The following is a 13,504-nucleotide window of genomic DNA, read 5'->3' on the forward strand; positions in this document are numbered from 1 at the left end:
ACGTATCAACCTGCCTTCCCAAGCCGGATTTCAACCGAACGCCGATGCCCTTCGAGGCCTTCAGACCGGGCGAGCGTCATGGCAGCCGGGCCGAGCTTCTGCAGCGCTGCCGGATCAAGTTTCAAGATCGAAGTGCGTTTCATGAAATCGAGAACTCCGAGCCCGGACGAAAAACGCGCGCTCCGCGCCGTCGGAAGAACGTGGTTCGAACCCGAAACATAATCGCCGATGACCTCGGGCGTCACGCTTCCGATGAAAATTGCTCCCGCATTTCGGATGCGCCTCGACAAATCTTCCGCATCCTCGGTTGCGATTTCGAGATGCTCGGCGGCGACCCTATCAGCGAGCGGCACGGCTTCACCGAGCGAGCCCAAAACAATTGTCGCGCCGTAGGTGTTCCAGCTTTCGCCCGCGATATTTCCACGCGGCAGTGTCTCAAGCTGCTGGCGAACGGCCTTTTCAACTGCGTCCGCAAAGCCCGCGTCATCGGTCATCAGGATCGACTGCGCCGCCGTGTCGTGCTCGGCCTGCGCCAGCAGATCCGCGGCGATCCATTGAGGATCATTGTTTTTATCCGCGATCACCAAGACTTCGGAAGGACCGGCAATGGAGTCGATGCCGACGACGCCGAACACCTGCCTCTTGGCCGCGGCCACATACGCGTTGCCGGGTCCGACAATTTTGACCACCGGCTTTATCGTCTGCGTGCCGTAAGCGAGCGCGGCCACAGCCTGCGCTCCGCCGACGCGATAGATTTCGCTGACGCCCGCGATCTTCGCTGCCGCAAGCACCAACGGATTGAGTTCCCCGCTCGGCGACGGCACGACCATGACGATGCGCGGCACGCCCGCGACGCGCGCCGGCACGGCGTTCATCAGAACCGAACTGGGATAGGACGCAAGCCCGCCCGGAACGTAGAGCCCGACGGATTCGACCGCCGTCCAGCGATGGCCGAGTTCGACACCCGCAGAATCCGTGTAGCGATCATCCGAGGGAAGCTGACGTTGATGGTGGTCGGCGATGCGATCTCGCGCAAACGTAAGCGCGTCGAGCGTTTCTTTTGAGCATGAAGCGTACGCGGCATCCACCTCGGCTTGGCCGATCGCGATCCCGGTCCGATTGAGATCGACGCGATCGAATTTCTTCGAGAGTTCGATCAGCGCCGCGTCGCCGCGATTGCGCACGTCCGAGATGATTTCGCGCACGGCATTATCGACATCGACCGAAGCCTCGCGCTTGAGGCCAAGAAGCTCGGTAAATCGTGCCTCGAAATCATTATCGCTATTGTGGAGCCGCACGGGCATTGCAATTCTTCCTCGCGAACCGGCCGCAGCGAAATCAGTTGGCGTCCTCAGGGTGCTCAGGCGAGCGTTTTGTTGCCCATGCGGCGCCGAGATCCTTCAATTCCATCTCGATGCATTCGACGGCCAGCCGAATGGCCGCCCCACCCGAAAATGTCAACGTGACATCGCCTTCCGGAGAGTCCTCCCCGGCTGCCGGCGTGAACGTGACCGCCAAGAGAGCCAGTGAGGTCCTCTTGTCGTTGAAGTCGAAACCTTGAAATTTCACGGAGTTCACTCGCTCGAAGCGAACCCCGGCGCGGCGGCGCTCATGCGCGCCGTTCTGATTTCTGGTCGATGTCCCTGGCTTCACTGCCTTCGCCCAATCAAACCGGTTGGCGATCGCCACGAAGCGCTTCTCCTTGGGAAGGTACGTCATATCGCCCACCCGCACGACCGCATCCTGCAAATGGGCCGAGACGACGCCGAGATCTACAGTATCGAACGCAATGAGCTTCAGGTCCGGCATCGGTATCGCATGTCTCCACGGCAGGCGAGGAATAGGAAGGCACGAGTGTTACAAACAGCTGTCGAAAGCTGCAACGCCCGCCGAATCCTCACCTCAGCCGCTCGCAAGCCGCTCGATCTCCGCCCCACAGCCTCCGAGCTTGCGCTCGAGCTGCTCGAAACCGCGATCCAGATGGTAAACGCGGTTGATGATAGTTTCGCCCTCGCCCGCAAGACCCGCGATGACAAGCGAAACCGACGCACGCAAGTCCGTAGCCATGACCGGCGCGCCCTTCAGCGTCTTGACGCCCTTGATCGTCGCGGTGTCGCCGTGAAGTTGGATATCGGCGCCAAGCCGCGCCAACTCCTGCACATGCATGAAGCGGTTTTCGAAAATCGTTTCGCGAATGACGCTCGTGCCGGAAGCGCGCGTCAGCAGCGCCATGAGTTGCGCCTGCAGGTCGGTCGGGAAGCCGGGAAACGGCTGCGTTTCGACAGACACCGGAGAAATACCGCCACCATTGCGCGCAATACGCACGCCGGCTTCGGTCTCTTCTACCAATGAGCCGGTCTCGGCGAGCACGTCGAGAGCTGTCTGAAGATCGTGAAGCTTTGCCCCTTCGAGGATTACGTCGCCGCCGGTAGCGGCCACGGCCATGGCGAATGTTCCCGTCTCGATGCGATCGGGAAGGACTGTATGGACGGCACCCTCCAGCCGATCCCGGCCCTGGATGCGCAGCATCGACGTACCGATACCTTCGACCGTCGCCCCCATCTTGGTGAGACACGCGGCGACATCGCCAATTTCCGGCTCGCGCGCAGCGTTCTCGATCACCGTTTCGCCTTTGGCCAATGCGGCGGCCAGCAGGACGTTGTGTGTGGCGCCGACCGAAACCTTCGGAAACACGATGTGCGCGCCCCGCAGACCTTTCGGCGCCCTGGCAACGACATACCCGCTGTCGATGTCGATTTCGGCGCCAAGTGCCTTGAGCCCACTCAGATGCAGGTCGACAGGGCGCGTACCGATAGCACAGCCGCCCGGCAGCGACACCTTCGCCTGCCCCATGCGAGCGATCAGCGGCCCGAGCACCCAGAAGCTCGCCCGCATACGCGAAACCATCTCGTAAGGCGCCGTTGTGTCGACGATGTCGCGCGCCGTGAGATGAATCGTATCGCCGAGATGACCCTGCGGGCTTGAGCGCTTGCCGTCTACGGCCAAGTCGACCCCATGATTTCGCAGAATGCGCACGAGCAGGTTGACGTCGGCGAGGTTGGGAACGTTCTTCAGCGTTAGGCGATCTTCGGTCAGCAGGCTCGCGATCAGGAGCGGCAGCGCTGCATTTTTTGCCCCCGAAATCGGGATGGTGCCGCGAAGAGGTTTGCCGCCGACGATTCTAATCCGATCCATGAAATTCCAATCGTCTCCTGGTGGGAAAACTTTGCGAATCGGAGCGGAGCCCGAGGCCGCGTGATTATCTGGTGCGCCCGGTCATCGGCAAGCGCAATTGGTATCTCACATACCTATGCGCCGCTGCCGTCGCCAGCTTTGCTGGCTCCGGGCACGGGGTCTACATCGCCCGCGTCATCGTCGTCGACCATGCCGTCCTCTTTGTGACGGCGCGCCGCAGCCTTGCGCCGCTTCAAATTGGCCCGAAGTTCCTCAGCAAGGCGCTGCTGGCGTTTCAACTGTGCCGGTGTGGACTTTGCGCCCGCGTTTGTGGATGTCTTGCCCGGCGGCTGCCCGCCCATTAGCTAGCCACTCGCGGCGAAAAGCGTCGAATGCACCCCATTTTTCTTGCTCCACAATCACCCCCAGGACAGCTTGGCTTTCCGGCTTGCTCGCCGTCAAGCCTTGTGGCAGTGTCCGCCCGCCCGAAGCTGGAGATTTCCGCCTCGCCGCTTGGCGTGGGTCAAACTCCGTTTCGTGATCCGACAGGCGAAACGCCGTATCAGCTGCCGTAGCTCAGTGGTAGAGCACTCCCTTGGTAAGGGAGAGGTCGAGAGTTCAATCCCCTCCGGCAGCACCAGTTTCCGCGTCTCATGCAAGCCGCATGGAAAGCTCCACGTCCTCGGCGAACGGCGTGGATAGGTATCCTCCCGCGGGCGAGCGAACGCGCGCGAGGTAGTCTGGGCTGTGATCCGCATTATCGGCCACGATCAACGCCCCGGGCCTCAGGCGGCGTTCCACCAAGTCCAGGATATCGGGGTAGAGGGCCTTCGCACCATCTAGCAGAAGCAGATCGATCTCATCGGGAAGATCGACGCTCAGCGTTTGCAGCGCGTCGCCCTGCCGAATTTCGACGAGATCGGCGAGGCCTCCGGCCGTGAGATTCTCGCGCGCCCTTTCGATCTTCGATGGCTCGAACTCGGTGCTGATCAGCCGGCCACCGCCATTGTCGCGCAGCGCCGCTGCAAGGTGCAGGGTGGAGATTCCGAACGATGTCCCGAACTCGACGATCGTTCGAGCACGCGTGCTTCGAGCAAGCATGTAGAGCAGCTGCCCAGTCTCCGGAGAAACGGCGAGCGGAAAATCCTTCAGGCGTCGGTAGAAATACCGATAGTGAGTCTTGCTGCGCATCAAGCGCGTGCGATCTTTGGCTGTCAGATCTGCGATGGCAGGGCTCACAAACGGCGATGACGCCGCAGCAGCCTCGAAGAGCTTTTTCAAAAGCGGTGCGAGCGGCGCTGTCGTCAATGAACTCATCGTATTTTCCAGTCTCTTGAAACCATCCTTGCGTTGTCGGCAGAAATACGACTAATTGCTCGCATTCGCTATTCGCATTAGAATTGATACACATGAGCACCCGTCGAAAACCGCAGATTTCCTCGCGAAAGCAACCTAAGCAGACGCGATCCGCAGCGCTTGTGACGGCTATCCTGGATGCAGCTGTTCAGGTTTTGGCGAAGGAAGGCGCGCATCGGTTCACGACGGCGCGCGTTGCGGAAAAGGCCGGCGTCAGCGTTGGCTCGCTCTATCAGTACTTCCCCAACAAGACAGCCATATTGTTCCGCCTGCAAAGCAATGAGTGGCGTGAGACGACGCAGCTTCTGCAGCATATTTTGCAAGACCGGACGAGACCGCCGATGGCAAGACTGCGCGCGCTCGTCCATGCCTTCATTCGATCGGAATGTGACGAAGCTGCCGTGCGCGTCGCCCTCGATGATGCGGCGCCGCTTTATCGCAGCGCTCCAGAGGCGCGGGAAGCAAAGGCGTCCGGCGATCGCACCATGCAGCTTTTCATCCGTGAGGTTCTTCCGCTATCGCCTAAAGGTGAACAAGCGCGAGCTGGAGAGCTCATTAAAATCACGCTGAGCACCGTGGGTAAGCAGTTTTCGGAAACGCCGAGATCAGCGGCGGAAATCTCAGCATTCGCCGACAGCCTGGCCGACATGTTGTGCGCGTATCTGGAAAGCCTTCAGCAACCGCTAACCCCTCGAAACGCGACATCTCGGCACGGGCGCCCGTCGAATAAGCCCAGGGGACTTACAACGCGGCAGTGTTGATCACGACAGGGGGAAAAACTAATCTTTCCCAGTGACTCATGCGTCGGCCGGCAGGCCATCGCGGCCGGCATCGGATGACCAGGGTTTATCGCCATGTGGCTGCGGACCATCGCCCTGCTCGTCTCGCTGACACTTCACGGGCTCATCGGGCTCGCGTTCTTGCCAAGACTTCAGCAAGAAGAACTGGACGTCCTCGACTTTGGCAGCGGCCAGGACATCGAACTGATGCCGCAAGGCATGGTGATGGATGAACTGTCCAGCCGCGGCGATAACATCGCAACCATCACGACACCCGAGTCCGTCCCTGTCGACGCGCGCAAGCCGTCATCGCAGCCGTCGGTGTCTCCGGCACCCGCCCCTCTTCATGACGTGAGCGGCGAAACTTCGAAAAAGCCGTCCGAAGAAGTTGCCGCCATCTCGCAGCAAAAGCCAACTCCACTGAAATCGGCCGCGGAGCCGTCGAAGGTGCTGCATGACAGCGAGGACCAGGAGCAGGCCCGCGATGTCCAGCAGGCGCCGGCACTCACGCCGCAACAGCCTTCGGAGCAGCCGCCAACGATCACGTCTTCCCAGCCGGCGATCGACCTTCCGGTCGACTCGGGCAAGCAGGTCACGGAGGACATCGCCCCGATCGAGGATCAGAAGCCGCCCCAGCAGCGACCCACCGTTTCGACTTCCGAACAACTGCACGATGCCGCCGAGCCGCTCGAGACTAAGAAGGTCGACGACAGCGCGCCCGTCAAAGAGCAGCAGCCCGCGCCCCAGCGCCCGACGGCCAAGCCAACAGAACAAATGACTGACCTGAAGGCGGCGGAGAAAAGTGTTGTAGAACGAGACATCCCTAAAGCCACCGACACGCCCGTGCCCCTTCCGCTTGGAGAGGCAAGCGCAGGAAAACCGGGTGAATTGCCGCCGCCGGTCGAGCTAAAGGAGTCGCAGGTCACGCAATTGGATGTGCCTTCGCCGCCAGACCCGGTGAAAGAGCAAACGCCGGACACCAAGCCCGAGGAAAAACCCGACCCCAAAGCAGTCGAAGCTCAGCCGCAGCAGGTCGCGATTGTCACCGAAGAAAGCTCTGGCAGAGCCAAGACCGGCGGTAATCCGCGCATCGTCGGGATGTACATCGCCAAGGTCAATCAGCGTGTCCAGAAGGCGAAGGTATATCCGAACTCGCGGCAGACCGGCTTTGTCATCCTGAAATACACGATCGCCCCCGACGGCACCCTTTTGTCGAAGCAGATCATCTCGTCATCAAGGTCCCCAGCTCTCGATGAGGCAGCTTTGGCAGCCGTTGAAAGAGCGAAGCCCTTTCCTCCCGTACCGCCAGAGGTGAGCCTAAAACCGGTGACCTTCACGCAGACGTTCAAGTTCATCCTGCGCTGATGTTCGCCCGTCGGGCGCATGCCAAAGACAGGCTGATCACCCCTCGATGATCTGTTCCACCTGATAGAGCGGCCGGAAGCGGCGGGTCACCACGGTCACGCGCTCACCTTCGCGCATCATAGGCTGGCCTTGCGTGACGAGTTGCACCGTCACGCCGCTGTCGGTCAGGAGTTCGCCGTAGTCACTGCGCCAAACTCTAATGGTCCCCGAGAACACATGGGTTCCGGGTTCCAGGATGTCGGGCGCGCCAGTCCTGGGTTGGCTCATGTGTCACGCTGCATCCGCAAGAGCGAGCGTGATTGTGCCGGTGAAAGCTGCGATCACGCAAGGCAAGAGCGCGCTTCGACCACTCGATTCTTCATTTCGGTGGCCGCCGCGCCAGCAAGTCGAAAGCGGACCTTGGAAATTTGCGTTATCTGAGGCGGGCTACCTTGACTAATCATCAAAGTCAGCTCATGAGGACCCCGCGGCTGTCCTGACTTTGACGCCGTGAATCCGAAGGAATCCAACCCTTGTCTAGCGACAGTAGTCGATTGCCCCGGCCGTCGAGGCTCGTGGACTGACCGTTGGGTCGGCTCCCGCGATCCGTGCGACGGCGGATCGAAAGGTGAGCCATGGAAAATATCCGCAACGCATCGGGCGACGATGTCGACCCGATCGTCCTGGTCGAATTGCTCGAAGAGCACGACGCCGACATTGTCGCCCAACTCAACGAAGAAGACCTCGAGACGGCCGCCTCGATTCTCTCGCAGCTGCCGCTTGACCGCGTCGTTGAGATCTTCGACCGCCCGGAACTCTCCCGCGCCAGTGATCTGATCCTGGAGCTTCCCGAGGACTTCACCGGGCACGTGCTGACCGGCATGTCGGCCGACCGGGCGGCTGACCTTCTTCGCCAGCTCGATGGGCCGGATCGCACCAAGCTGCTGTCTCTGCTCGACTTCGAAACTGCGCAGTCCTTGAAGCTGCTCCTGGCCTACCAGGAAGGCACCGCCGGCAGCATCATGACGACGGAGTTCGTCAGCGTGCCGTCAACTTTCACGGTTGCCGACACCCTCCGCCTCATCCGTGAGGTCGAGCACACGCGCGAGACGGTCTATGCGATCTACGTAACGGACCCTGTCTCTCGCGAACTCGTGCGCACCGTCACGCTGCGCCAGCTCATCACAGGTTCGCCCGACCAGAATATTCTCGAAATCGCGCCGGACCGCGATCCGATCTGGGTCGACCCCGACACCGATCGCGAAGAGGTTGCGCGCCTTATCTCCATCCACGACCTTCTCGCCGTTCCGGTGCTCAACGCGCGGCACCGCGTACTCGGCATCGTCACCGTCGACGACGTAATCGACGCGATCCTCGCCGAGAGTACGGAGGACGTCCAGAAGTTCGGCGGCGTGGAAGGCATGGCCGAGCCGTATCTTGAAATCGGCTTTCTCGAAATGATCAAGAAGCGCGCCGGCTGGCTTTGCGCGCTCTTTCTCGGCGAGATGCTGACGGCAAGCGCCATGCAGCACTATTCCGATGAACTCGAAAAGGCCGTGGTCCTCACGCTCTTCATCCCACTCATCATGAGTTCAGGCGGAAACTCGGGCTCGCAATCGACATCGCTTCTGATCCGCGCCCTGGCGCTCGGACAACTGCGGCTTCGCGACTGGTGGCGAGTTGCGCTGCGCGAGATCCCGACGGGCATAACGCTGGGCGCGATCCTGGGCGTCATCGGTATGGCGCGCATCACGGTTTGGCAGCTGACCGGGATTTTCGACTATGGTCAGTATTGGAAACTGGTCGCCTTGACCGTTGGCCTTGGCCTTATCGGCATTGTCACGTTCGGGTCGCTTACGGGTGCTATGTTGCCCTTCCTTCTCAAAAGGATCGGCTTCGATCCGGCGAGCGCATCGGCACCATTCGTTGCGACGCTGGTCGATGTCACTGGTCTGATGATTTATTTCACCGTGGCCTTGCTCGTCCTCCAAGGCACGCTGCTTTAATCGTCCGCCGAAAGACCGTCGTTTTCGGCATGCAGAAGGTTGCCTTCCTGCATGCCCAAACTGAAATGCAAGTTTGGAAGTGTTCGCACTAATCGCGGCATTCGGGCCACTGTCCTGCACGTAAATGTCCAATTCGCGCGCCAATGTGCCGTAGGGCGAAACTCGGCATCATTGAAATTCCAATCACCCGCATGCATTTGGTGTGCTAAATATTCCGCGACGTCGGCGCGTCATGGAATTGCGACTCTGCTCGATCCTGACTTTCCCCTTGGTGGATTACGAAAAATGACGGCGACCATCCAAAATTCGCGCCAGGCTTTCCGGCGCACGTCGACTGTGTTCGCGGCCCTGACGATGGCAGCGGGGGCTGTCGGTTCGCTTGCGGGTTCGGCGAGCGCCCAATCTGCCATGCCCGCATTTCCGGTGACGGTCGCACCGCCGCTGGCAAAGCACATCAAGACCTGGGATGAATTTCCTGGCCGTTTCGAAGCCGTTGCACGCGTTGAGCTTCGCCCCCGCGTTAGCGGCTACGTCGAGAAGGTGCACTTTACCGAAGGCGCTCTCGTGAAGCAGGGCGACCTCCTTTTTACTCTGGACAAGCGTCCGTTCCAGATCGCCGTCGACGCCGCTAAAGCAGAGGTCGCCCGCACCCAGGCGCAGGTCATTTTTGCGAAGGCGGACCTCGAACGCGCGAGCCCGTTGGTCGAAACCAAAGTGCTGAGCGAACAGGTCTTCGAACAGCGGAAGTCGAGTTTGGGCGTTGCAGAGGCTCAGGTCCTTGCAGCCCAGGCACAATTGCATTCCGCCGAACTCAATCTCGAATGGGCCGAGGTGCGCGCGCCGATCTCGGGCCGGGTCTCCGACAAGAAAATCGACGTCGGCAATCTCGTCCTCGGCGGCCAGGTCAACTCGACCCTGATGGCGACGATCGTGACGGTCGATCCCATCCACTTCGTCTTCGATACGTCAGAAGCCGACTATCTTCGTTACGCTCGCCTGCGTCAGTCGGGCGCTTTGCCGTCGTCGCGACTGGCGCCGAACCCCGTGCGCATCAAACTGGGCGACGAAACCACGTGGGCGCATGAAGGCGTGATGGACTTCATCGACAACTCCTTCAATCAGCGTTCCGGCACTATCCGCGGTCGCGCGGTGCTACCGAACAAGGACGACATCCTCTCTCCCGGCATTTTCGCGCGCATCTCGGTTTACGGCGGCGACATCGACGCGCTTCTTGTGCCAGACGCCGCCATCGTGTCCGACCAAGCCCACAAGATCCTCTACACGGTCAACGCCGACAACGTCATCGTTGCGACGCCGGTCACGCTCGGTCAGCTTTACGAGGGGTTACGCGTGGTCCGAAGCGGATTGAAGCCCGATGATCGCGTCGTCATCGAAGGCGTCGCCAATCCGGCAATCCGTCCGGGAACGAAGGTTGCGCCGACCCAAGGCACGATTCAGCCCCCTCAGACGGCAGCCGCGACCAAGGGCTCGACCGCCGAAAAATAGAATTGCCCGCCCTTAGACTGAGCTTCAAACGCCGAGGGCCCCATGCGCCTTTCTCATTTCTTCATCGACCGGCCGATCTTCGCCGCCGTTGTGTCGCTGATCATCACGATCCTGGGATTGATTTCGGTTCGGCTGCTGCCGATCGCGGAATATCCCGACATCGCGCCGCCGACCGTCGCCATCCATGCGACCTATCCAGGCGCCTCCGCGCAAGTCATCGCCGAGACCGTCGCCACGCCGATCGAACAGGAAGTCAACGGCGTCGACGACATGCTGTACATCAACTCGCAGTCGACGGGTGATGGGCTGCTGACGATCAACGTCGTCTTCAAGCCGGGCACCAACATCGATCAGGCACAGGTCCTCGTTCAAAACCGCGTCGCCGTGGCCGAACCGCGTCTGCCGGACGACGTGCGCCGTCTCGGCATTTCGGTTCGCAAAGCATCGCCCGACCTGATGATGGTCGTCCATATGACGTCACCCGACGGCTCGCGCGATCAACAGTACATCTCGAACTACGCGACGCTCTACGTCAAAGACGTGCTCACCCGTATTGACGGCGTTGGCGACGTGCAGGTCTTCGGCGCACGCGACTACTCAATGCGGATCTGGCTCGATCCGGACAAGGTGTCCTCTCGCGGGCTAACGGCCGGCGAAGTCGTCCAGGCTTTGCAGGCGGCCAACTTGCAGGTCGCGGCAGGCTCCATCAACCAGCCGCCCGCAAGCTCGGACGGCGCATTTACGATCAACGTCAAGACGCTCGGACGCTTGAGTTCGCCCGAACAGTTCGAAAACACGGTTGTCCACGCTGAGCCCGATGGATCTGTCGTCCGTCTGCGCGACATCGCTCGCGTTGAGCTGGGCTCCCAGGATTACACCGTCAATGCCTACCTCGATAACAAGGTCGCGACCGCGCTCGTTATCTTCCAGAAGCCCGGTTCGAATGCGCTTTCGACGGCCGCCGCCGTCCGCGCCGAAATGGAGCACCTGAAGAAGGACTTCCCGCCGGGCGTCGGCTACTCGGTCGTCTACAATCCGACAGAGTTCATCCAGTTCTCCATCGACGCCGTGATTCACACGCTCATCGAAGCGCTCGTGCTCGTCGTGCTCGTGGTAATCCTGTTCTTACAGACGTGGCGCGCCGCGATCATCCCGATCCTGGCAATCCCCGTGTCGCTGGTCGGCACATTCTTCATCATGAGCTTGGCCGGGATCACGTTCAACACGCTGTCGTTGTTCGGTCTCGTCTTGGCCATTGGCATCGTCGTCGACGACGCCATAGTCGTCGTGGAGAACGTCGAACGCTATATTCAGCAGGGGATGACGCCGAAGGAAGCCGCGCACAAGACCATGGACGAAGTCGGCGGCGCGCTGCTCGCCATCTCGCTCGTGCTGATCGGGGTGTTCCTCCCCACCGCTTTCATTACCGGCTTGCAGGGTTCGTTCTTCAAGCAGTTCGCGATCACCATCGCCGCATCGACCGCCATCTCGCTGATGGTATCGTTGACGCTGTCGCCCGCCATGGCGGCTCTGCTGTTGAAGCCGCACGCCAAGGGCCACGAGAAGCAGAACCTATTCGTACGTATCCTCGGCGCCCCGTTGCGCTGGTTCTTTGCTGGCTTCAACTGGGCGTTCGGCGCACTCTCGTCGGGCTATGCATGGCTGACCAGACATCTGATCAGCATCGGCGCCGTTTTGCTCGTCATCTACGCCGGACTTCTCTACGTCACCTATGAGCGCCTAACGGCGACGCCGACAGGCCTCATTCCGCAGCTTGATCGCGCATACTTCATCACCGTGTTCCAGCTGCCGCCCGGCTCGACACTGAAGCGGACAGACGAGGTCGTGCGTCGTGCTTCCGAAATCATCATGCAGCGTCCAGGCGTCGAGCATGCGGTCGAGTTCGTAGGCTTCGACGGCGCGACATTCACAAACGCGCCAAACACTGGCGTCGTCTTCGTCAGCTTGCAGCCTTTTGAAAAGCGCATAGCCAGCGGGTTGAGCAAGGACGCGATCCTTTCCGATCTCCGCCAGCAGATGGCCGTCTTCAAAGACGCGTTTATCTTTGTGCTCGAACCGCCATCCGTTCCCGGCATCGGCACGGGCGGCGGCCTCAAGGGCTACGTCCAGGACAAGAGCGGCAATGGCTTGCCCGCACTTGAGAACGCCGCCTGGGCCATGGCCGGCACGACAGGTCAGACGCCGGGCTTCACCCAGGCCTTCACGCTCTTCAACGTGCGCACGCCCGAAGTCTACGCCGACATCGACCGCACGAAGGCCGAGCAGCTCGGCGTTCCGATCAGTCGCGTTTTTGAGACCTTGTCCGTTTACATGGGCTCAGCCTTCATCAACGACTTCAACATCCTGGGCCGCACCTATCGCGTCACGGCTCAGGGCGACAATCCATTTCGCTTGTCGCTGCGTGACGTCTCGAACCTGAAAACGCGCAACGCCGACGGTGACATGGTGCCGATCGGCTCTGTCGCGACGTTCCAGGACACGACGGGCGCCTATCGCGTGCCGCGCTATAATCTCTATCCTGCCGCCGAAGTGCAGGTTCAGCTGGCGCGCGGCTATTCGAGCGGCACCGCGATCGCGGCGATGGAAGCAATCGCCGAAAAGGTTCTGCCGCAGGGGTTCGGCTTCGAATGGACGGAAATCGCCCTGCAGGAGAAACTCGCAGGGAATACGTCGATATACGCCTTCGGGCTTTCGGTTGTCTTCGTCTTCCTGCTGCTCGCGGCGCTGTATGAAAGCTGGATGCTGCCGCTCGCCGTCATCCTGATTGTGCCGATGTGTATTCTCGCGGCCATGATCGGCGTGAACATCCGCGGCCTCGACCGGAACGTTCTCGTGGAAATCGGCCTGATCGTTCTCGTCGGCCTCGCCGCCAAGAACGCCATTCTAATCGTCGAGTTCGCGAAGCAGGGCGAAGATAACGGACTTTCGCGCGTCGATGCGGCCGTCGAAGCCGCGCGAACCCGGCTGCGGCCAATCCTCATGACGTCCCTCGCCTTCATCCTCGGCGTCGTTCCGCTGGTGTTCGCCGAAGGCGCGGGCGCCGAGATGCGGCAATCCCTTGGCACAGCCGTATTCGCCGGCATGCTGGGCGTCACGGCATTCGGACTGATCTTCACGCCGGTGTTCTACGTATTGGTGAGGTGGCTGTCGCCGCGAAAGGCCCCCGAAGGCGGGGAACACCATTCGCCGGAGGCAGGCGCCCCGACGGGATGAAAGGGCGGATTAACTCGTTAACCGCCTCGGCATCGACAACCAGGGAACAATCGCCACTTAGTGCGGCGGCAACGGGGTTTGCCGTCGTAAATCCGACCGGGCTAT

11 protein-coding genes and 1 tRNA gene are annotated in these 13,504 nt (G+C 61.0%); 6 read left to right on the forward strand and 6 right to left on the reverse strand.

Annotated elements, in window-relative coordinates; all coding sequences use genetic code 11:
- Positions 1–5 precede the first annotated feature (5 nt).
- The 4 genes from hisD to EKK30_RS04500 all read right to left on the reverse strand — a co-directional run bounded on the left by hisD (position 6) and on the right by EKK30_RS04500 (position 3,536).
- A complete protein-coding gene (gene hisD, locus EKK30_RS04485) occupies positions 6–1,304 on the reverse strand; it encodes a histidinol dehydrogenase (RefSeq protein WP_290980905.1) in 1,299 nt (432 codons plus the stop codon).
- A gap of 34 nt (positions 1,305–1,338) precedes the next feature.
- Positions 1,339–1,809: a DUF2948 family protein gene (locus EKK30_RS04490; protein WP_290980907.1), complete on the reverse strand. Its 471-nt coding sequence runs from the start codon at positions 1,807–1,809 to the stop codon at positions 1,339–1,341.
- Between the two features lie 93 nt (positions 1,810–1,902).
- Entirely contained in the window at positions 1,903–3,195 is a 1,293-nt protein-coding gene (gene murA, locus EKK30_RS04495; RefSeq protein ID WP_290980909.1) for a UDP-N-acetylglucosamine 1-carboxyvinyltransferase, read from the reverse strand.
- A 113-nt stretch (positions 3,196–3,308) separates the two neighbouring features.
- The gene (locus tag EKK30_RS04500) at positions 3,309–3,536 is read right to left on the reverse strand and encodes a hypothetical protein (RefSeq protein WP_290980912.1); all 228 of its coding nucleotides are present in this window, start codon (positions 3,534–3,536) and stop codon (positions 3,309–3,311) included.
- Positions 3,537–3,739: 203 nt separating this feature from the next.
- Here EKK30_RS04500 and EKK30_RS04505 point away from each other — a divergent pair.
- Positions 3,740–3,814: transfer RNA gene (locus EKK30_RS04505), tRNA-Thr, on the forward strand.
- An 11-nt stretch (positions 3,815–3,825) separates the two neighbouring features.
- Here the strand turns inward: EKK30_RS04505 and EKK30_RS04510 are convergent.
- Positions 3,826–4,491, reverse strand: a complete 666-nt coding sequence (locus EKK30_RS04510; RefSeq protein WP_290980914.1) for an O-methyltransferase — start codon at positions 4,489–4,491, stop codon at positions 3,826–3,828.
- 92 nt (positions 4,492–4,583) lie between these two features.
- On the opposite strand from EKK30_RS04510, the gene EKK30_RS04515 reads away from it, so the two are divergent.
- Together EKK30_RS04515 and EKK30_RS04520 are read left to right on the forward strand one after the other, a co-directional pair.
- Positions 4,584–5,291 (forward strand): TetR family transcriptional regulator, encoded by a 708-nt coding sequence (locus EKK30_RS04515; RefSeq protein WP_290980916.1) that lies wholly within the window; start codon positions 4,584–4,586, stop codon positions 5,289–5,291.
- A 93-nt stretch (positions 5,292–5,384) separates the two neighbouring features.
- Positions 5,385–6,674 carry an energy transducer TonB gene (locus EKK30_RS04520; RefSeq protein ID WP_290980918.1) on the forward strand — a complete coding sequence of 430 codons (1,290 nt, stop codon included), beginning with the start codon at positions 5,385–5,387 and terminating at the stop codon, positions 6,672–6,674.
- A 36-nt stretch (positions 6,675–6,710) separates the two neighbouring features.
- On the opposite strand, the gene EKK30_RS04525 is transcribed toward EKK30_RS04520, so the two are convergent.
- A complete protein-coding gene (locus EKK30_RS04525; protein ID WP_290980920.1) occupies positions 6,711–6,941 on the reverse strand; it encodes a hypothetical protein in 231 nt (76 codons plus the stop codon).
- 347 nt (positions 6,942–7,288) lie between these two features.
- Between EKK30_RS04525 and mgtE the strand changes: the two genes are divergently transcribed.
- The 3 genes from mgtE to EKK30_RS04540 all read left to right on the forward strand — a co-directional run bounded on the left by mgtE (position 7,289) and on the right by EKK30_RS04540 (position 13,399).
- Complete coding sequence (gene mgtE, locus EKK30_RS04530; RefSeq protein WP_290980923.1) at positions 7,289–8,659, forward strand: magnesium transporter; 1,371 nt, start codon at positions 7,289–7,291, stop codon at positions 8,657–8,659.
- A 285-nt stretch (positions 8,660–8,944) separates the two neighbouring features.
- Positions 8,945–10,165 carry an efflux RND transporter periplasmic adaptor subunit gene (locus EKK30_RS04535; RefSeq protein ID WP_290980926.1) on the forward strand — a complete coding sequence of 407 codons (1,221 nt, stop codon included), beginning with the start codon at positions 8,945–8,947 and terminating at the stop codon, positions 10,163–10,165.
- Positions 10,166–10,207: 42 nt separating this feature from the next.
- Positions 10,208–13,399: an efflux RND transporter permease subunit gene (locus EKK30_RS04540; RefSeq protein WP_290980929.1), complete on the forward strand. Its 3,192-nt coding sequence runs from the start codon at positions 10,208–10,210 to the stop codon at positions 13,397–13,399.
- Positions 13,400–13,504 lie beyond the last annotated feature (105 nt).

Origin of the sequence: Hyphomicrobium sp., from assembly GCF_003987855.1 — a bacterium.
In the GTDB taxonomy this organism is placed as follows: domain Bacteria; phylum Pseudomonadota; class Alphaproteobacteria; order Rhizobiales; family Hyphomicrobiaceae; genus Hyphomicrobium_B.